The sequence below is a fragment of the Bifidobacterium eulemuris genome (assembly GCF_014898155.1).
Lineage (GTDB): Bacteria > Actinomycetota > Actinomycetes > Actinomycetales > Bifidobacteriaceae > Bifidobacterium > Bifidobacterium eulemuris.
This window is the reverse complement of the sequence record NZ_CP062938.1, coordinates 219,767-238,425: the sequence shown is the minus strand read 5'-3', so window position 1 is coordinate 238,425 and position 18,659 is coordinate 219,767. Positions and strand designations below refer to the sequence as shown.

The 18,659-nt window shown below is 63.3% G+C and carries 16 protein-coding genes; 4 read left to right on the top strand and 12 right to left on the bottom strand.

The window, feature by feature from the left end:
* Positions 1-37: 37 nt before the first annotated feature.
* Positions 38-1,231, bottom strand: coding sequence for a chorismate synthase (aroC, locus tag BE0216_RS01085; protein WP_094636304.1), 1,194 nt, complete (start codon positions 1,229-1,231; stop codon positions 38-40).
* Positions 1,232-1,276: 45 nt separating this feature from the next.
* Between aroC and BE0216_RS01080 the strand changes: the two genes are divergently transcribed.
* Positions 1,277-1,750: a prepilin peptidase gene (locus BE0216_RS01080; protein ID WP_094636305.1), complete on the top strand. Its 474-nt coding sequence runs from the start codon at positions 1,277-1,279 to the stop codon at positions 1,748-1,750.
* A 344-nt stretch (positions 1,751-2,094) separates the two neighbouring features.
* On the opposite strand, the gene mltG is transcribed toward BE0216_RS01080, so the two are convergent.
* The 11 genes from mltG to BE0216_RS01025 form a co-directional block, all read right to left on the bottom strand.
* Positions 2,095-3,273, bottom strand: coding sequence for an endolytic transglycosylase MltG (gene mltG, locus BE0216_RS01075; protein ID WP_094636306.1), 1,179 nt, complete (start codon positions 3,271-3,273; stop codon positions 2,095-2,097).
* A gap of 11 nt (positions 3,274-3,284) precedes the next feature.
* A complete protein-coding gene (ruvX, locus tag BE0216_RS01070; protein WP_094636307.1) occupies positions 3,285-3,743 on the bottom strand; it encodes a Holliday junction resolvase RuvX in 459 nt (152 codons plus the stop codon).
* A gap of 11 nt (positions 3,744-3,754) precedes the next feature.
* A complete protein-coding gene (gene alaS, locus BE0216_RS01065) occupies positions 3,755-6,433 on the bottom strand; it encodes an alanine--tRNA ligase (RefSeq protein ID WP_094636308.1) in 2,679 nt (892 codons plus the stop codon).
* A gap of 116 nt (positions 6,434-6,549) precedes the next feature.
* The gene (locus tag BE0216_RS01060) at positions 6,550-6,786 is read right to left on the bottom strand and encodes a hypothetical protein (RefSeq protein ID WP_094636309.1); all 237 of its coding nucleotides are present in this window, start codon (positions 6,784-6,786) and stop codon (positions 6,550-6,552) included.
* Positions 6,786-7,163 carry a DUF948 domain-containing protein gene (locus BE0216_RS01055; RefSeq protein WP_072726703.1) on the bottom strand — a complete coding sequence of 126 codons (378 nt, stop codon included), beginning with the start codon at positions 7,161-7,163 and terminating at the stop codon, positions 6,786-6,788. The genes BE0216_RS01060 and BE0216_RS01055 overlap by 1 nt, the downstream gene beginning before the upstream one ends.
* An 87-nt stretch (positions 7,164-7,250) precedes the next feature.
* The gene (locus BE0216_RS01050) at positions 7,251-7,925 is read right to left on the bottom strand and encodes a histidine phosphatase family protein (RefSeq protein WP_094636310.1); all 675 of its coding nucleotides are present in this window, start codon (positions 7,923-7,925) and stop codon (positions 7,251-7,253) included.
* A 266-nt stretch (positions 7,926-8,191) separates the two neighbouring features.
* Positions 8,192-8,818 (bottom strand): 30S ribosomal protein S4, encoded by a 627-nt coding sequence (gene rpsD / locus BE0216_RS01045; RefSeq protein WP_094636311.1) that lies wholly within the window; start codon positions 8,816-8,818, stop codon positions 8,192-8,194.
* A 403-nt stretch (positions 8,819-9,221) separates the two neighbouring features.
* Positions 9,222-10,172 carry an ABC transporter ATP-binding protein gene (locus tag BE0216_RS01040; RefSeq protein ID WP_404801817.1) on the bottom strand — a complete coding sequence of 317 codons (951 nt, stop codon included), beginning with the start codon at positions 10,170-10,172 and terminating at the stop codon, positions 9,222-9,224.
* 70 nt (positions 10,173-10,242) lie between these two features.
* Complete coding sequence (locus BE0216_RS01035) at positions 10,243-11,454, bottom strand: ABC transporter permease (RefSeq protein ID WP_094636312.1); 1,212 nt, start codon at positions 11,452-11,454, stop codon at positions 10,243-10,245.
* 5 nt (positions 11,455-11,459) lie between these two features.
* Positions 11,460-11,873 (bottom strand): DUF4418 family protein, encoded by a 414-nt coding sequence (locus BE0216_RS01030; RefSeq protein WP_094636313.1) that lies wholly within the window; start codon positions 11,871-11,873, stop codon positions 11,460-11,462.
* Between the two features lie 101 nt (positions 11,874-11,974).
* Positions 11,975-14,722: an ATP-dependent helicase gene (locus tag BE0216_RS01025; protein ID WP_094636314.1), complete on the bottom strand. Its 2,748-nt coding sequence runs from the start codon at positions 14,720-14,722 to the stop codon at positions 11,975-11,977.
* A 205-nt stretch (positions 14,723-14,927) separates the two neighbouring features.
* Here BE0216_RS01025 and BE0216_RS01020 point away from each other — a divergent pair, with 205 nt between their 5' ends.
* The 3 genes from BE0216_RS01020 to BE0216_RS01010 all read left to right on the top strand — a co-directional run bounded on the left by BE0216_RS01020 (position 14,928) and on the right by BE0216_RS01010 (position 18,618).
* A complete protein-coding gene (locus tag BE0216_RS01020) occupies positions 14,928-15,506 on the top strand; it encodes a xanthine phosphoribosyltransferase (protein WP_094636315.1) in 579 nt (192 codons plus the stop codon).
* 167 nt (positions 15,507-15,673) lie between these two features.
* On the top strand, positions 15,674-17,026 hold the full coding sequence (locus BE0216_RS01015) for a nucleobase:cation symporter-2 family protein (RefSeq protein ID WP_094636316.1): 1,353 nt from the start codon (positions 15,674-15,676) through the stop codon (positions 17,024-17,026).
* A gap of 302 nt (positions 17,027-17,328) precedes the next feature.
* Positions 17,329-18,618 carry an MFS transporter gene (locus tag BE0216_RS01010; protein WP_094636317.1) on the top strand — a complete coding sequence of 430 codons (1,290 nt, stop codon included), beginning with the start codon at positions 17,329-17,331 and terminating at the stop codon, positions 18,616-18,618.
* Positions 18,619-18,659 lie beyond the last annotated feature (41 nt).

Below are 18,659 nucleotides of genomic sequence, written 5' to 3'. Positions count from 1 at the left end.
ACATCATCCGTCTCGGCATGGGTTCGCCCGCCTCGAGTCAGCGCATATGCTCGGGCCAGGAGGCGATATAGCCTTCCATATTGCGACGGGTCTCCTCGACGCTGTCGCCGCCGAACTTCTCGAGCGCGTACTTGGCGAGCGTGAGTCGCACCATCGCTTCGGCGACCACGGCTGCGGCCGGCACTGCAGTGGAGTCGGAACGCTGGTTGATGGCCTGCGCGGCCTCGCCGGTGAGCACGTCCACGGTGCGCAGGGCCTTGGGGATGGAGGGAATCGGCTTCATCGCGGCGCGCACGCGAATCGGCTGCCCGTTGGACATGCCGCCTTCGATGCCGCCTGCGCGGTTGGTCACGCGTTCGATGCCGCCATGTTCCCCCGGCACCATCTCGTCATGCGCCTGGGATCCGGGACGCATGGCTTCGAGGAAGCCGTCGCCGATCTCCACGCCCTTGATGGCCTGGATGCCCATCAGCGCGGCGGCCAACGCCGCGTCCAAACGTCGGTCGGATTCCACATAGGTGCCCACGCCGGCTGGCATGCCGTAGGCGATGACCTCGACCACGCCGCCCAAGGTGTCGGCAGATTCCTTCGCCTCGTCAATCCGTGCGATCATACGGGCTTCGGCGTCCTTATCCAAGGTGCGCACGGGCGAGGCGTCCAGAGCCTGAACATCGTCCGCGGTGGGCAACATCGCCTCGGTGGGGTCGGTGATGCCGGCTCCTCCGATGGACAGCACATGCGAGGCGGTGGTCACGCCCAGCGTCTGCTCGAGGAACTGGCGTGCTACTTCACCCAAGGCCACACGGGAGGCGGTTTCGCGCGCGCTGGAGCGTTCCAGCACGGGGCGCGCGTCATCGAAGCCGTATTTGCGCATACCGGTCAGGTCCGCATGCCCGGGGCGGGGACGGCTGAGCGGCGCATTGCGGCCCTCGCGTTCCAGCTCATGGTCGAGCGGGTCGGCGCTCATCACTTCGGTCCACTTGGGCCATTCGGTATTGCCGATTTCGATGGCGATGGGACCGCCGATGGTCACGCCGTGACGCACGCCGGTGAGCAGCCGCACCTGGTCCTGCTCGAATTTCATACGCGCGCCGCGGCCGTAGCCCAGGCGGCGGCGGGCCAGTGCGCCGACGATATCAGCCGTGTTGACGCGCACGCCCGCTGGCACTCCCTCGATCATCGCGACCAACGCCTCGCCGTGTGATTCTCCCGCGGTCTGCCAGCGCAACATGCCTTCTCCTTTATCCGATGGGTAACTTCGGACTATCCTACCGGTATGTCATACCTTGCGTGTCTGCCGAGTCTTCTATGTGGACTGGCGTTGTGCGTCGAAGACGTGCGCCATCGTCGGGTGCCGCGCGCATGGGTCGCGGCGGGTTCACTCGCGCAGCTGCTCGCCATCATCGTGGTGGCGGTGGCCGAGAACAACGCATTCGTGATAGTGCAGTCGCTGCTGTTCGCGCTGCTGTGCGCGGCGGTGCAGGGTGTGCTGGCGCTGATTCGGCCGGGAGCGTTGGGATTCGGGGATGTGACCTGCACATTCGCGATTGGACTGGCCGTGGGAATGTTCGGCTTGTTCGCCGTGGTGGTCTGGTGGCTGGCGATGGGGGCGTTCGGCCTGCTGTGGATGGCGGGATGGCTGCGATTCGACCCGCAACGGCACACGCCGTACCGCGGCAAGGTGCCGTTCGTGCCGGTAATCGTCGTCGCCGCGGTTGTCGCCGTGGCATGCGCCGCCATATGGGGTTGAGATCCTTCGACTTCGCCTGGCGGCTCCGCTCAGGATGACGGGTTTCGGCATTCGCACCGGCCCGTCATTCCGCGCAAACCGCAATACCCACCCTCCGTCATTTAAATCAACCGCAATCCCCGTCATCCCAAGCAAACCACCTCTTGTCACCCCAAGCAAACCACCTCTTGTCATCCCGAGCGGAGCAAAGCGTAATACCCCCTGTCATTCCGAGCGGAGCGCAGCGAAGTCGAGGAATCTCTTCCGCAAGAGGAATCTCTTCCGCGAACGTCCAAGAACAACGAAAGCGGCTCGGAGCCGAGCCAGTCGGTTCCGAGCCGTATGCGATTCGCCTTCAGCGCATGTCAGTTGGCGTTCTCGTTGTTGCTCTTGTATTCGTCGCGAATCTGCCAGAATTCGTCTTCGGTGGAGACGAACTTGGTTTCTCCGGTGGAGAGGTCGACCGTCACGAAATACAGCCAATCGCCTTCTTCGGGACTGATCGCCGCTTCGATGGCGTTGTCTCCCGGATTGCTGATCGGCGTGGGCGGCAGTCCCTCGTGGTTGTGCAGGTTGTACAGGTTCGAGGTGTCGGCGATATCCGCGTCGGTGATTTCGCTGGCGCTTTTGCCCAAACCGTAGGCCAACGAGGTGTCCATGCCCAGATTCATGCCGATTTCGAGACGGTTCTCGATCACACGCGTGACCTTGCCGTAGTACTCCTCGCGATTCACTTCGGCTTCGGCGATGGAGGCGATTTTGAGCACGCGTTGGCGTTGGTCGGCGGCGACGCCCAGATCGTCGAGTTTGGCGATGCGGGCATCGACCATCTCCTGCAGGATTTCGGCGACGGTTTTGTTCTGCACGTCGTAGGTGCCGGGTTCCAGCCAACCTTCGAAGCTGCCTTCGGCCTCGGATGGCAGAATGCCGTCTCCGCCGCCATCGACTACGCTTTCGAAATCGCTTTCGCTGTAGTCCGTCAGCAGCACGGCATTGGCGATCACCGCGGAGACGCGGTCGCCGGGGAGCACTTCAAGGAAGCCGCTGGCGTTGTTCTGGTCGGAAAGAATATTCGCCGCGTCTGCGGCGGCCATCTGCAATCGCAGCGTGTAGGTTCCGGGATATAGCGTCAGATCGTTCGCGGCCACCACGGTGGTGAATGCCGCCGCGGACTTGATGATATCCGCTGCGGCGAGGTTTTCGGCGATCTGGGACGCGCCCTCACCCTGCTGCACGGTGAACGTCACTTCTTCGCCGCCTGGCCCTGGATAATCCTGAATCGCGGACTGCGCTTGCTCCGCGTTGCGGGCGGCGCTCCAGGAGAGCAGCGCACGGTATCCGAAGAAGCCGCCGGCAGCCAGCAGCGCCAGCACCACGATGACGATGATCACACGCATCACGCGCTTGCGTGCACGCTTCTCACGACGTTGGCGCATCTCCTTGCGTGATCTCGGTGGACGCGGAGGCTCCGCGCCGACGGAGGAGCCATTGGGATCAACCCATTGCGTGTTCTCGTCGAAAAAATCGTTGAAGCTATCGGACATCGATCGCCTCCTTACATCTCTCTCGCACCGTCAAGTGCTGTCTGCAATATCACCACAGCAGACTGTTGGTCGACGACGGGCCTGTGCCTGTTCGTGCGAACCGACGCGTCGAGAAGCAGACGGTGCGCACTGACGGTCGTCAGCCGTTCATCCACCAATGATACCTGCGGAACCTTCTGAAGCGGCGACTGTTCGTCGTCCACCAGCAGATTCAGGCGCTTGGTGAGATTATCCGCCCATCGGCGGGCTTTTTTCGCGCTTTTGCCTTCCGTGCCGTCCATCTGCAGGGGAAGGCCCACGACCACATGGTCGACATGTTCGTCCTCGATCAGCGCGCACACATCCTCCAGCGCGAAGAAGGAGTCGCCGTACACGGCGATGTTGCCCGCCGGATGGGCAAGGGTGAGCTCCGGGTCGGACAATGCGAGTCCGACCCGTGCGTTCCCCAGATCAACGCCTAACCACACCATAGGCTTGTCGGTCAGGCCTTCGCCACCTCGGAGGACAGCGCCTCCAGCGCCTCGTCGATCTTCGTCGCGTCGGCGCCGCCGCCCTGGGCGAAGTCCGGCTTGCCGCCGCCACCGCCGCCGAGAATCTTGGACGCGCCGCGCACCAGATCGCCGGCCTTGATGCCGAGCTTGCGGGCGGAATCATTGGTGGCGACCGCCACCATGGGCTTGTCGTCCTCGCTCACGCCGGCGAGGGCCACCACCACGGGAGCATCCTCGCCGAGGCGGCCGCGCACGTCGAGCACCGTCTTGCGCAGCGCGTCGAAGGATCCGAAATGTCCGACGTTCTTCGCCGCGACCTTGACCGCATGGTTCGTGTTTTTGGCGGCCGTCACCAGTTCCGGCACGGACGCGGCCAGTTGGGACTCGTACATGGAGGCCAGACGGCGGTCGGATTCCTTGAGCTTGGCGAGCAGCGTGTTCACACGGTCGGCAAGCTCGTCCGGACGCGCGTTGAGCTTGTCGCTCAGCTGCGAGACGAGCGCATGCTCACGCGCATTGTATTCGTAGGCGCTCTGACCCACCAGCGCGTCCACACGACGCACGCCGGAGCCGATCGAGGCTTCGGACATGATGTTGACCGCGCCGATCTTGCCGACATGATCAACGTGGGTGCCGCCGCACAGCTCGCGGCTCCAGCCGTCCTCACCGATGGACACGACGCGCACGATATCGCCGTACTTCTCGCCGAACAGGTGCATGGCACCGAGCGCGATGGCGTCGTCGAACTTCATCTCGTTGGTGGTGACGGCCAGATTGTCGCGCAGACGGTCGTTCACGCGCTCCTCGACGGCGCTGATCACCGTCTTGGCCGGCGCCTTGGACCACTGGAAGTCGAAGCGCAGACGGTTCGGGGCGTCCTCGGAGCCGCGCTGGGTGGCCTGCGGGCCGAGCTCCTCACGCAGCGCCTTGTGCACCATGTGCGTGGCGGTGTGCGAGCGGGCGATGGCGCCGCGGCGGTTCAGATCGATGTTGGCGTTGACCTGCGTACCCACCACCAGCGTGCCTTCGGTCAGGCGGCACTGATGGACGATGAGGTCCTTGATGGGCTTCTGCACGTCGTCGACCTCGAGCACCGCGCCGTCATCGGAGAGAATCTCGCCTTGGTCGGCGAGCTGGCCACCGGCCTCAGCGTAGAACGGCGTGCGGTCGAGGATCACCTCGACGGTCGCCGGAGCGGTGACCGCGGGCACGGAGCCCTTGCCCTCCTGCATGATGCCGAGCACCGTGCCGCGGGCGGAGAAGTCGGTGTATCCGAGGAAGTCGATCGGCTTGGCGAGCGTCTTCTTGAAATCGTCGTAGACGGACAGGTCCACATTATGACGCTTCTTGAGCGCGTCGGCGCGGGCGCGGCCCTTCTGCTCGGCCATCAGCTCGCGGAACTTCGCCTCGTCGACCTTCACGCCCTGTTCGGCGGCCATCTCGAGGGTCAGCTCGATCGGGAAGCCGTAGGTGTCGTGCAGGGTGAACGCGTCCTTGCCGGACACGGTCTCCTCGCCGGCCTCCTTGGCCTTCCTCACGGCCACGTCGAGGATGGTGGTGCCGTTCTCCAGCGTGCGCAGGAAGGTGTCCTCCTCGCCGTAGGCGGCTTCGGTCACATCGTGGAAGGTGTCGTTGAGTTCGGGGTAGCTGGCTTCCATCGCGGCCTTGGAGACCGGGAACAGGCTGGGCAGCACCGGATCGGTCACACCGAGCATGCGCATCGAACGCACGACGCGGCGCAGCAGGCGGCGCAGCACGTAGCCGCGGCCGACGTTGCTCGGGCGCACGCCGTCGCTCATGATCATCAGGGCGGAGCGCACATGGTCGGCGACCACGCGGAAGCGTACGTCGGCGTCGGCGTCCTTGCCGTACTTGTGGCCGGACAGGCGTTCGGCCGCCTCGATCACCGGGTAGACCTCGTCGGTCTCATAGATGTTCTGCTTGCCCTGCAGCAGGTAGGCCAGTCGTTCCAGGCCGGCGCCGGTGTCGATGTTCTTGTTCTCCAGCTCGCCCACGATATGCAGGTCGGTTTTGGATTTGACGTTGTCGACCTCATAGTTTTCGAACACGAGGTCCCAGATCTCGATGTAGCGGTTCTCGTCCGCGATCGGGCCGCCTTCGACGCCGTATTCGGGGCCGCGGTCCACGTAGATCTCGGAGCAGGGGCCGCCGGGGCCGGGGCCGCCGGTGGTCCAGAAGTTGTCCTCCATGCCCATGATCTGGATATGCTCGGGGTCGACGCCTTCGTTGCGCCACATGGCGCGGGCTTCCTCGTCGTCGGTGAAGGTGGTCATCCACAGCTTTTCGGGGGCGAGTCCGTAGCCGCCCTGCTCGACCGGCAGGGTCAGCAGCTCCCACGCGTAGTGGATGGCCTCCTCCTTGAAGTAGTCGCCGAAGGAGAAGTTGCCAATCATCTGGAAGAAGGTGCCGTGGCGGGTGGTTTTGCCCACCTCGTCGATATCCAGCGTGCGCACGCACTTCTGGTTCGAGGCCATGCGCGGGTACGGGGCGGTCTGCTCGCCCATCAGGTAGGGGATGAACGGCACCATGCCGGCGATGGTGAACAGGGTGGTCGGGTTCGGCGAGATCAGGGACGCCGACGGCACGACGAGATGGTCGTGCTTCTCGAAATAGTCAAGGTAGCGCTTCGCGATTTCAGAAGTGCGCATTGTGGTGCCATGCTCCTTGTGGGTTGTGGTGTGCGGGCGTGCTGGCCCTTCATTTAAGGAATTACAGGTGGCCGACGAGGCCGTTGAAACGTCGAAAACAGTCGCGCCTATGGTGTTCAGCGGGCGCGGTCCGCGTATTGCCGGTTGAGTTCAGCCTCGCGGGCTCGACGCGTGGCGTTGAATTCGGCGATCAGGCCTTCCAGCGTTTTCATCGTCACGTTCTCGGGATCGGGACCGAGCAGGAACTGACGCGCATTGTCGGGGGTGTGCGCCTTGACGTAGGCTTGCGCTTTGGTGACGGCCATCACGCCGACGGCCACGCCGATTCCGATCCAGAACAGTCGTTTGAACATCACTTCTCCCCTTGGTCGGTGCTCTGCTTGGCAAGGAAGGATTGGGCGGTGCTTTTCAGCGCGTACGCAGCGGATGCCGCCTTGATCACCGGCTTGCCGAGGAAGGATCCGTACAGGTCGGTGAGAGCGCCGACGTTGTTCGCCGTGGTGGATGCGGCCGCGGAGATCTTGTTCACGTCCTCCAGCGATTTGTTGACCTGACGCACCGTGGTCACGGACTCGTCAAGCGCGGGAATGGCGTGTTCGCCGGACTGCTTGACGGTGTCGGCGATCTGGTCGAACAGCTTGCCCAGACGGATCAGCGGGTAGATCATGAACCCGGCGAGAATCGCGAACACGATCGCCGCGATCAGACCTGCGATCTCTCCTACAGCCATCTTGAACCTCTTTCCTGCTTATGCTCGGCATACTCTTCCGTACACAATACCGCACCAGACTAATCAATAGGCGCGACTCGCGAACCGTCACCGGTTGTATGCGGTGATGGTGATCGCTTCGGCGAAGGGTTTGTCGGTGTCGAAATCGAGCACGGTGACCGAACCGTTGGCGGGGCGTTCGCTCAGATCCAAATCGTCGCCGCCGAAGCGGTGGGCGAGGCTGAGCAGCGTGTTGCCGTGGCTGATCTGCAGCACGTCGTCGCCGTCCTTGAGCGCGGGATTCGCGGCGATCAGCGCGAACGCGCCTTCGACGCGGGTCCAGTACTCCTCATCGGATTCCGCGTCGTGGAAGGGGTCGGCCTCTTTGAGGAAGTCGCGTGTGGCGGCGAGTCCGAATTTCGAGACGATCTCGTTGTAGGTTTTCGCGCCGTGCGGCGCGCCGGCCGCGTACCAGGCCATCGCCATATCCTGGCCTTCGTAATAGCCGTAGCATTGTTCACGGAAGTGCATGTCCGAGACAAGCGTGGGACGTGTGTGGCCGGCCGCCTCGTTGATGTCGAGGATGCGTTCGGCGGTCATCTGCGCGCGTGTGGTGTCCGAGCAGTAGGCGGCGGCGAAGTCGATCCCCTTGAGCTTCTCCCCCGCCGTGACGGCGTCGGCGAGCCCCGCTTCCGTCAGAGGAGAATTCGACCAGCCCTGCAGGCGGTTGTATCGGTTGAAATAGGTCTGTCCATGCCGGACGAGGTGCAGATGAAGAATCATGCCTCCCAGTGTACGCGCACGACGGGGAGTCGCAATCGTTTCCGTGCGACTTTTCCGAACAGGAACCGAACATCGTGTAACAGCGTGAATCGGCGGAATAACGGCGATTCCTCGGGAATATGTGCGTTTCGGCGGGATTTATGGGTCGCACGGGACGGTCCGGGACGTCGGCCCGTGCGACCCCGACCACAACGAACGATGCCCCGCGGCCACATTCGGCCACGGGGCATCGCCCGGTATGTCCTAAAGGATGGGTTCGCTGAAAATCAGCGAGCGTAGAATTCGACCACGTACTGGATGTTGACCTGCACCGGCACCTCTTCGGCTTCCGGCTTGCGGGTCAGGGTGGCCTTCAGGGAGGCGAGGTTCACGTCGAGATAGCCGGGAACCTGGGGCAGCACGTCGCGATGCACGCCTTCGGCGGCGATCTGGAACGGCACCATGGTCTGGCTCTTGGCCTTCACCTGGATGGTCTGGCCGGGCTTGACGCGGTAGGACGGGCGGTCCACGATGTTGCCGTCGACGAGGATGTGACGGTGCACCACGAACTGACGGGCCTGGGCGGTCGTGCGGGCGAAGCCGGAGCGCAGCACCAGGTTGTCGAGGCGGACCTCGAGATCCTGCAGCATGGCGTTACCGGTCTGGCCGGCGGTGCGGGTCGCCTTCTCGTAGGAGGCGCGCAGCTGCTTCTCGGAGACGCCGTACTGGGCGCGCAGACGCTGCTTCTCGCGCAGACGCACCGCGTAATCGGACTCGGTGCGGCGGCGGGTGCGGCCGTGCTCGCCGGGGGCGTACGGACGCTTCTCGAAGATGCGCTGAGCCTTGGGGGTCAGTGCGATGCCCAGGGCGCGGGAAAGACGCACCTGACGGCGGGAACGCTGAACGTTCGTCATGATATTCCTATTCTTTCTGTCGTTGTCTGAACGGAACGCGGGATTCCTTGGGTGGTTCCCCACGCTGAGCCGGCCTCTCCAACGCTTCGTCGTGATCGCTCACGAACGGCCCGTCTCCTTACGGATTCGGGCCGCCGACCCGTTGATGGGCTAAGGCTCCAGACAGTGCGTCCCTGATGGGACACACCAAAGTGAACATAGTACCCGCGCCTCGTGACAAGCGGCACTGGGATCCCTCGGCTTCGCTCGGGATGACGGGTAGGTACGCTCGGGATGACGGGTAGGTACGCTCAAGATGACGGGTAGTCATGTTCGGGATGACGGGAAAAACACCCATGACGACGGAAGAACCACTCGGGATGACAGCGCCTCTATCCGTCATCCTGAGCGAAGTCGAGGGATCTCATACCGACCGCTCCAGCACAAGAGCGCCCCGGTCCATGCGATAGCGGCGGTCGACGTAGGCCAGCGCGTCGGGATCGTGCGTGACCATGAGCACGGCGGTGCCCCGGTCCGCGGTTTCGCGCAGCAGATGCATGACGATGGCGGTGCTTTCCGCGTCGAGATCGCCGGTCGGTTCGTCGGCGATCAGCAGTTTGGGATCGTTCATCAGCGCGCGGGCGATGGAGACGCGCCGCATCTCGCCTCCGGAGAGTTCCTTCGGATAGCAGGCGGACAGATCGGCCACGCCCAGGCGGGTGAGCAACTCCGTCGCACGGTCGACCAGAGGGTCGGCTTCGCTTGCGTGGGATTCGGCGGCGTGCATCGGCGCAATAACGTCGGGCATGTCCGGATCGACCTGCGTTTCGGAAAATTCCTCGACTTCGCTCGGAATGACGGAGGAACCATCCCCCGTCTTGGCAAAGGATTCCTCGGCTTCGCTCGGAATGACGAGAGAACCATCATCATCCGTCATCCCGAGCGCAGTCGAGGGATCTCTTCCCACCGGAGCCTTGCCTCCGCCACCCAGCACGGCGGGCAGGATCACATTGTCGAGCACGGTGAGGTTGCCGAGCAGCGTATGGCTCTGCGGCACGAATCCGATGACCGTGTTGCGCAGGGCCGAGATCTCACGGTCGGAAAGCGAGGCCACGTCACGCCCGTCCAATGTCACCGAACCGCTGGTGGGCTTCAATAATCCGGTGATGAGATTGAGCAGCGTGCTTTTGCCGTTGCCGGAACGTCCGACGATCGCGATGAATTCGCCGGCGTCCACGGTGAGATCCACATGGTCGACGGCGGCGAAGGCCTCACCTCGGCGTTTGAATTCGCGGGTCAGATCGTGTATCGCAAGTAAAGGCGTTTCGTGATCCTGCATCGTTGTGGCTGAGGCCGTCGCGCGCGTCTGGTCCATCTGCGTCATCGCTTCGCCTCCTCTTCTCTATATTCGGGATAACCGAAGGGTACGAGTTCGATCATGCGCGTCACTCCCCCTCCCTGAGCATGAGATAGGTCTCCGGTTTCGACAAACGGTAGGCGGACGCCACCGAAGCGATCATGCCGGTGACCACGGCGAACACAAGTCCGGCCGCCATCAGGCCAAGCGTGGTAGGCACGCCGACCTGTAGGTACGGCAGTTGCAGCTGGCGGCCGATCAGCGTGCTGAACGGGAAGATCACCAGCGAGGCGAGCGCGATGCCGATCAAGCCGCCGATAAGTCCCAGCAAGGCGGATTCCTTGACGATCAGCCCCACCAGCGTGCCGCGGGTCGCCCCCATGATGCGCAGCGACGCGAATTCGCGTTTGCGTTCGTTGGTGGACGAGGAGAACACGGCGAGCAGCACGACCACGCCCATCACCCAGAAGGCCGCGAGGAACAGGGCGACGTAGCCGACGATCGCGCTCAGATTCGTCTTCGTGGTGGCGGTGATGCCGCCCGGATACACGTATCCCAGGCCGTCGAGTCCGGAGGCCTCGGTGATGTTGTCGGCCACCTGTTCGGCCGAATATCCGTCGGCCACTTTGATCAGCACGGCGGAGACGGCCGTGTCGGCGTATTCCTCGGGAATCGCGGGATGTCCCACTTGGGCCGAATATCCCACGATGCGCGGGATCGTCTCCTGATTGACGAAGACGGAATTGTCGAGGCTGGTGCCGGTGGTGGCCAGTTGCGCGGCCACCGGGAACTCGTGGTCGTAGAGTTTGATGGTGCCGGACGTGGACACGTTGATGTTCGCGCCGGCGATCACCTGGCCCGTCTCCAACGTCTGGTCGTATTCCGAGGTGATCCACGGTTCGATGACGAAGTCGGTGGCGGGATTGAATCCGATGATCTGCACCTGTTCGTCGCAGCAGTCGGCGGTGAGCGAGGAGATGTACGTCTGCACGGTGGATTGCGCGATGCCGTCGGCTTTGCTCACCAATGAGTCGATGTCGTTGGTGAAATAGAAGGTGCTGGAGGTGGAGCTGGTGAGCAGCGCCTCGGCTTTGGCGCCGGTGTTCTGCGGCACCACCATGAGGTCGGCACCCAGACGCTTCTGCATGCTGTCAAGGCCTGCGTTGAGGTTCAATGCCAGCATCGCGCCGCCGAAGAACGTGGCGGAGAGCATGGTGACGATCACCAACAACGCGGCCGTGCGGAACGGTTTGCGTTTGAGATTCTCGAAGGGCAGCCTGCCCAAGGTGATGTGCGGCATGTCGGTCAGCGCACCCGCGTGGCGGCGGCGTTGGTGGACTTCGCGTCCATGACCAGGGCGATGGCGGCGAACACGATGGTGAGCGCGCCGAGAACCATCAGCGTGGGCAGCATCACCATACGGCAGTGCATCATCGCTCCCTGGCATACGCCGATCAGCACGGTGGGGATGGCGAGCACCAGCAGCGCGTTGATCACGACGGCGATGTTCAGTCCGATGCGTTCGCGCGTGCCGACGAACAGGGAGGCCACGCCGAGCAGGGCGATGACGACGCCGACGCCGCTGGCCGCCAGCGCCGAGTAATGGCAGGCGCCGGGAACGTCATGGCCGGCGCAGGCGTGCGCGAAGGTCTGCGGGGCGATGGCGGTCAGCGCGCCGAGGATGATGGCGGGCAGGGATGCGATCAGCTTGTTCTTCATGATGTCCTCTCATCAGTTGCATAAACCTTCGAGATTATGCAGCCGAACATCAAGAAAATCAAGACTTGATTTGCATGCCGGTCTGTGGTAACGGCAAACTCTTAGAGTTTTTCGATCGGTGCTACGCGAAGCATGAGACGTTTGGTGCCGGCGGAGCCGAAGTCGACGGTGATCACCGAATTGCGGCCCTTGTCCTGCAGGTCGACGACGGTGCCGAGGCCGAACTTGTCGTGCGTCACCTTGTCACCGATTGAAAAATCGGCGATGTTCAGCTGGTTGTCCTTATCCAGCGAAGACACAGGCTGCGCGGACGAACCGCCGGACTTCGGAGCGACGCGGCGCGTGGTCACCTTGCCGCCGCGCGTACCGCCATACGAGGAGCCGGAACCCAAGCGTCCGGAACCATAGGACGAGCCCGAACCGGAACCGTATCGGGAACCGGAGGACCCATACGAACGCGAGCCGGAACCCGATCCGTAGGAACGGCCGTTCGAGCCGGAACCATACGACGAGCCTCCATACGAGCCGGAGCCGGAACGGCTGGAGCCGCCGTATCGCGAGCCGGAGCCATACGATGACGATCCCGAACCATACGACGAACCGTATCGGGAACCCGACCCGTATGACGAGCCATAGGACGAACCATACGAGGAGCCGGAGCCGCCGAAGGTCGCTCCGGAGGAGAAGTCGTCGTCCCAGCCTCCGAAATCATCGTCGAACTCGTCGCGTCCCCACGCGCCGCGCATACGCTCCACGCCGGCCTCGCGCCGCTTCCAGTCGATCAGCTCGTCGGGAATCTCATCGAGGAACTGGCTGGGCATCATGTCGCTGGCCTGCCCCCACTGGGAGCGCACGGCCGCGCGCGTCACATACAGTCGCCGCTTGGCGCGCGTGATGCCCACGTAGGCGAGACGGCGTTCCTCGGACAATTCGCTGATATCCTCCATGGCGCGCGAATGAGGGAAGGTGCCCTGCTCCATGCCGGTGAGGAACACCACCGGGTATTCCAGGCCCTTCGCGGTGTGCAGGGTCATCAGCGTGACCTTGCCGGAATCCTCGCCCTCGTCGGGCAGCTGGTCGGAATCGGCCACCAGCGCCGTGGTCTCCAGAAAGCCCGCCAGCGTGGCGTCCGGGGTTTTCTGCTCGAATTCCGCCGCCGTGGATTGCAGCTGGGAGAGGTTCTCCAGGCGCGAGGCGTCCTGTGGATCGACGGACTTCTCCAAGTCGGCGCGCAGACCCGACTTGTCGAGCACTTCGGCCACGACCTCGCTGGGTTTGGCGTCATGCGCGCGGGTGAACTGCGAAAGCGAGGCCATCAGGTCGCGGAAGGCCCGCAACTGGTTGGCGGTGCGCGTGGGCATGTCCTGGATCTCGTCCACATGCATCAGCGCGTAGAAGAAGCTGGCACCGTGCTCGCGCGCATAGGCGAGCAGAATGGCCTCGGCCCGGTCGCCGAGTCCGCGCTTGGGCACGTTGAGAATGCGGCGCAGGTTCACGTCGTCGTCGGGGTTGACGAGCGCCTGCAGATAGGCCAGCGCGTCCTTGACCTCCCTGCGTTCGTAGAACTTCGTGCCGCCGACCAGCTGGTAGGGCTCTCCCCCGTTGATCAGTGCCTCTTCCAGCGAGCGCGACTGCGCGTTGGCGCGGTACATAATGGCCATGTCGGAGTAGGCGATGCCTTCCTCGGCGTGCAGGCGCGCGATCTCGCCCGCCACCCATACGGCCTCCTGCTGCGCGTTGTCGGCCGCGTAGCCCACGATCGGCTCGCCTTTGCCCATGGCTGTCCACAGTTTCTTCGGTTTGCGTCCCTCGTTGTTGGTGATGACGGCGTTGGCCGCGTCGAGGATGGTTTGCGTGGAGCGGTAGTTCTGTTCGAGCATGATGGTTTTCGCGTTGGGGAAGTCCTGCTCGAAGTCCTGGATGTTGCGGATGTCGGCGCCGCGGAAGGCGTAGATGGACTGGTCGGAGTCGCCCACGACGGTGATCCACGCGGGGCCGGTTTTGCCGGCGAACCGTCCGTTGCCGCCGGGCGTGGCGTCCGCGGATTCGCGCGCGTCCACTCCGGCGAGTTCGCGCACCAGCACGTATTGGGCGTGGTTGGTGTCCTGATACTCGTCGACGAGGATGTAGCGGAAACGGTGGTGGTAATAGTCGGCCACCTGCGGGTCCTTGCGCAGCAGTTCGACGGTACGGCCGATCAGGTCGTCGAAGTCGACGGCGTTGGCCAATCCCAGACGATGCTCGTATTCGGCGTAGAGGACCGCGTGGATGGCCTCCAGATCGCCGGCGTGGCCGAACTGGTAGCCGCGTTGGCCGGGCGTGAAGTCCGGGGCGTGCACGGCGAGGTATTCCTGCCATCCGGTCAGATTGTTCTTCAGGTCGGAGATCTTGCCCAGGATGGAGCGTGGGGTGTAGCGCTTGACGTCCAGATTGAATTCGGTGGCGATGATTTTGATCAGGCGTTCCGAATCGGCGGAATCGTAGATGGAGAAGCCCGATTTGAGTCCGATGGACTGGCCGTCGCGGCGCAGGATGCGCACGCAGGCCGAATGGAAGGTCGACACCCACATGCGTTGGGCGACCGGCCCGATCAGGGTGGCGAGGCGTTCGCGCATTTCGGCGGCGGCTTTGTTGGTGAAGGTGATGGCGAGGATCTGGCTGGGCCATGCGCCGAATTGGCTGAGGATCCAGGCGATGCGGCGGGTGAGCACGCGGGTTTTGCCCGAACCCGCGCCCGCGCCGATTAACAGCGCCGGGCCTTGGTATTGCACGGCCTCGCCCTGCTGCGGATTGAGGTCGCCCACGAGTTCCTCGGCGGTGCGTGCGATGACATCGGGATCCTGCTGCACTGGTGCTCCTCCTGCTATCCAAACCGTCCGTTCCCTCCGCCGGTCCGTCATGCGTCGGGACGATGCGTATGCGCCCATCATGTCTATCACACCGTCGGGTCAGAACGGCTCCCGACGCGCACGTCGCATGTGCGCCCGCGAGTCAACTATGGGGCGTATGGTTTACCCATTACCGTTTGCATCACCATACGAGGAGTGTTTGTTCATGAAGGAACTCGAAGAGCGAATCCGTCAGGACGGAACGGTCAAACCGGGCAACGTGCTGAAGGTCGACGCCTTCCTTAACCACCAGTGCGACGTCTCCCTGTTCGACCAGATGGGCGCCGCATGGGCCGAGCATTTCGCCGGCAAGCAGATCACCAAGATCCTCACCATCGAGGCGTCGGGCATCGGCATCGCCTGTATGGCCGCGCGTCATTTCGGCAACGTGCCGGTCGTGTTCGCCAAAAAGGCGCAGTCGATCAATCTGGACGGCGACCAGTACACCACCACCGTGTATTCCTTCACCAAACAGAAGGAGTTCCCGGTGATCGTCTCGAAGAAGTATCTCGAGGCGGGCGATCGCGTGCTGCTTATCGACGACTTCCTGGCCAACGGCAAGGCGCTGCGCGGTCTGATCGCGCTGTGCGAGGCGGCGGATGCGAGCGTCGAGGGCATCGGCATCGCCGTGGAGAAGGGATTCCAGGGCGGCGGCGACAAGCTGCGTGAGGAGGGCTACGACGTCGATTCGCTGGCCATCGTCGAATCCATGGATCCCGAGACCGGTCATATCGAGTTCCGCTGAACGACGATTCCCACATAAACGCACTTTGAGATGCTTCGACTCCGCCTGCGGCTTCGCTCAGCATGACGATTCGTTGTCGTCATGCTGAGCGGAGCGCAACGGAGTCGAAGCATCTCTGACGTAAAACGCATACGTCACATCCACCAATGAATCCCAGAGAGGAACCCATGTCTGAAGAGAAGAAGAAGTCCGGCATCTCGATGGAGGCGCTGACCTCCCTCGACGCCCCCGTGTCGTTCTGGAAAGGCATTCCGTTCGGCCTGCAGCACGTGATGGCGATGTTCGTCGCGAACCTCGCCCCGATTTTCATCGTCGCTTCCGCGGCGAATATGACGGACGCGCAATCCGCGACCATCATCCAGGCCGGCCTGCTGGTCGCGGGTCTGGGCACCTGCCTGCAGTTGTATGGCGCGTGGCGCATCGGCTCACGCCTGCCGATGGTGACCGGCATCTCGTTCACCTATGTGGCCGCCGCGGTCGCCATCTGCGCCGACAAGGGCTATGGCGCGGTCGTCGGCGCCGTGATGGTCGGCGGCCTCCTCGAATTGGTGTTGGGCCTGACCGCCAAGTATTGGCGTCGTTTCGTGCCGCCGATCGTCTCGGCCATCGTGGTCACCTCGATCGGCTTCTCCCTGCTGACCGTGGGCGCGACTTCCTTCGGCGGCGGCGACGGCGCCGAGGACTTCGGTTCGTGGCAGAACCTCACGCTCGGTCTGATCTCTCTGGTGGCTTGCCTCGCGTTCCAGCTACTCATGAAGGGCACCGCCAAGCAGCTGTCCGTACTGTTCGGTCTGGTGGTGGGCTATGTGGTGGCGATCTTCATGGGCAAGGTCGATTTCTCCGGCTTTACCGATCTCGCCATCGTCTCCGTGCCGCAGTTCATGCCGTTCAAGCCCGAATTCGATTGGGGCGCGATCATTTCGCTGGGTCTGCTGTACGTTGTCTCCTCGGTCGAGGTGCTGGGCGATACGGCCGCGCTGACCAAGGTGGGCCTGAACCGCCTGCCCACGGAGAAGGAGACCGCGGGCGCGATCGCGGGCGATGGTCTGATCTCCTCCGTCTCCGGTCTGTTCGGCTGCCTGCCGCTGACCTCCTTCGCGCAGAACATCGGTCTCGTGGCCATGACCAAGGTCGTCAACCGCAAGGTGATCCTCTCCGGCGGCGTGATTCTGATCGTGGCGAGCTTCGTGCCGGCCATCGCCGAAGTGTTCAACTCGCTGCCGCAGTCCGTGCTCGGCGGTTGCACGATCATGATGTTCGGCAACATCATCCTTTCAGGCTTCCAGATGATCTCCGAAGCGGGCTACACGCAGCGCAACATCACCATCGCGGCGCTTTCGCTGACCATCGGCATCGGCTTCACGCAGGTGAGCGACATCTTCGTGAACTTCCCGGCCCTGTTCCAGTCGATCTTCGCTTCGAACTGCATCGCCGTCGCCTTCGTGGTGGCCGTGATCCTCAACGCCGTCCTCCCCAGCGAGGAGCACTTCCTGAGCGCGCCAGCAGCGAAGGAAGAGTAAGCACAGTCTGAGCGCGCCTCGCGCGGACTGACCTTATCTCAGTCCGCGCGAGGCGAATCAAGAGAAAGCCCGGTGGGTTTTCTCCCGCCGGAGCTATCCGCTAACAAAACCAAACCTAATTCCCCAAAACCCTCCCCGTCCCAAGCTGCTACACTGGTACACGATACGTACGCATCTTCCGACGAGGGAGGGTTTTCATGTTCATCGTGCGCATGCGGCTACGCTAGTCAGCCGCAGTCCCGCTTTTCATGCTGCGGCCTGTGAAGTCATAATATCCAATCATTCACACCGCGGAGTTTATTATGTCTTTCGACAATTACACACACCCTCATGCGCGCTCAACCGCATGGAAACGTCAAATCGGCGTCGTCTGGGGTGGCGAGGCCATATCCGTACTCACCAGTTCCATTCTGCAGATGGGATTCATCTGGCATATCATGGTGCAGACGAATTCTGCCAGCATGGTCGCGTTGGCTTCGGCAGCGGGATTCCTGCCGCTGGCGCTGATCGGCCCGTTTACCGGCGTGATCGTGGACCGCTACCCCATCAAAATCACGTTGATCGCCGCCGATCTCAGCATCGCCGCCATCAGTCTTGTCGCGTTGCTGTTCGCAATCGCCGGCGATCTGCCGGTATGGATGGTGGTCATCGCCCTGTTCCTCAGAGCAATCGGCTCGTCGTTGCATACGCCGGCGTTCAACAGTCTCACTCCGATGATCGCCCCGCCCGAAGCGTTGGCCCGCTTATCCGGCATCAGCCAAGGCGTGCAGTCGGGCGGTTATATCGTCGGCGCCGCGTTGGCGGCCGTGATCTACCCGATGTTCGGATTGGGTGCGATGATCGCGCTTGACGTGGCCGGCGCTCTGTTCGCTTCGATTGCAGTGCTGTCAGCCCGTCTTGAGGTCGGCGGCAGGCAGGAGGAGTCGCAGACCGCGCAGACCGTCGCCCAATCGTCGCTCGGCATGGCGGCGGCGATGACGCGCATCTGGCGCGAATCCTCAGACGGATTGCGCGTGCTGCGTGCGGACAAGGGACTGTTCTCGCTGCTGCTGTGCGGGTTCATGTTCACGCTGGCGCTCTCCCCTATCAGCGCGTTGTTTCCGGTATTGTGCATCAGCCATTTCCGCAGCGGCACGACGGGCGCGGCCACGGCGGAGATGTTGTTCTCCATCGGCATGCTGGTGTGCAGCGCGCTGATCGGGTTCACCGGCGGATTGCGCAGCAAGGTCGCCAGCGTGGTGCTCGCCACCGCGATGTTCGGCGCGGCCACAATAGTGGGAGGATTGGCCGGCAGTGGCGGATTCGTGCTGTTCCTGGCCATGAGTTTCGTGATGGGATTCAGTTCGCCGCTGTATTCCGCGCCATCGATCGCGCTGATTCAGCAGCGGATCTCACCCGAGTATCTCGGCCGCGTGTTCGGCCTCTACGGCAGTCTGATGGCGTGGGCGCTGCCCATCGGCACGGCGGTGTCATCGCTGTTCGTCGATAGGGTCGGCGCGCCGGTCTGGTTCGTCGGCTCGGGTGCGCTGATGCTCGCCCTCGCCGCGATCACATGGCTGATTCCCAGCATCCGTCATCTTGAACACGACTAAAAACGTCGGGTGCCGTATGGAACATGTACGGCACCCGACCG

What these genes read in the sequence shown, in the direction of transcription:
- aroC (WP_094636304.1), bottom strand. Translation starts at nt 1,231, where the DNA reads ATGTTGCGCTGGCAGACCGCGGGAGAATCACACGGCGAGGCGTTGGTC.
- BE0216_RS01080 (WP_094636305.1), top strand. Translation starts at nt 1,277, where the DNA reads ATGTCATACCTTGCGTGTCTGCCGAGTCTTCTATGTGGACTGGCGTTG.
- mltG (WP_094636306.1), bottom strand. Translation starts at nt 3,273, where the DNA reads ATGTCCGATAGCTTCAACGATTTTTTCGACGAGAACACGCAATGGGTT.
- ruvX (WP_094636307.1), bottom strand. Translation starts at nt 3,743, where the DNA reads ATGGTGTGGTTAGGCGTTGATCTGGGGAACGCACGGGTCGGACTCGCA.
- alaS (WP_094636308.1), bottom strand. Translation starts at nt 6,433, where the DNA reads ATGCGCACTTCTGAAATCGCGAAGCGCTACCTTGACTATTTCGAGAAG.
- BE0216_RS01060 (WP_094636309.1), bottom strand. Translation starts at nt 6,786, where the DNA reads ATGTTCAAACGACTGTTCTGGATCGGAATCGGCGTGGCCGTCGGCGTG.
- BE0216_RS01055 (WP_072726703.1), bottom strand. Translation starts at nt 7,163, where the DNA reads ATGGCTGTAGGAGAGATCGCAGGTCTGATCGCGGCGATCGTGTTCGCG.
- BE0216_RS01050 (WP_094636310.1), bottom strand. Translation starts at nt 7,925, where the DNA reads ATGATTCTTCATCTGCACCTCGTCCGGCATGGACAGACCTATTTCAAC.
- rpsD (WP_094636311.1), bottom strand. Translation starts at nt 8,818, where the DNA reads ATGACGAACGTTCAGCGTTCCCGCCGTCAGGTGCGTCTTTCCCGCGCC.
- BE0216_RS01040 (WP_404801817.1), bottom strand. Translation starts at nt 10,172, where the DNA reads ATGGACCAGACGCGCGCGACGGCCTCAGCCACAACGATGCAGGATCAC.
- BE0216_RS01035 (WP_094636312.1), bottom strand. Translation starts at nt 11,454, where the DNA reads ATGCCGCACATCACCTTGGGCAGGCTGCCCTTCGAGAATCTCAAACGC.
- BE0216_RS01030 (WP_094636313.1), bottom strand. Translation starts at nt 11,873, where the DNA reads ATGAAGAACAAGCTGATCGCATCCCTGCCCGCCATCATCCTCGGCGCG.
- BE0216_RS01020 (WP_094636315.1), top strand. Translation starts at nt 14,928, where the DNA reads ATGAAGGAACTCGAAGAGCGAATCCGTCAGGACGGAACGGTCAAACCG.
- BE0216_RS01015 (WP_094636316.1), top strand. Translation starts at nt 15,674, where the DNA reads ATGTCTGAAGAGAAGAAGAAGTCCGGCATCTCGATGGAGGCGCTGACC.
- BE0216_RS01010 (WP_094636317.1), top strand. Translation starts at nt 17,329, where the DNA reads ATGTCTTTCGACAATTACACACACCCTCATGCGCGCTCAACCGCATGG.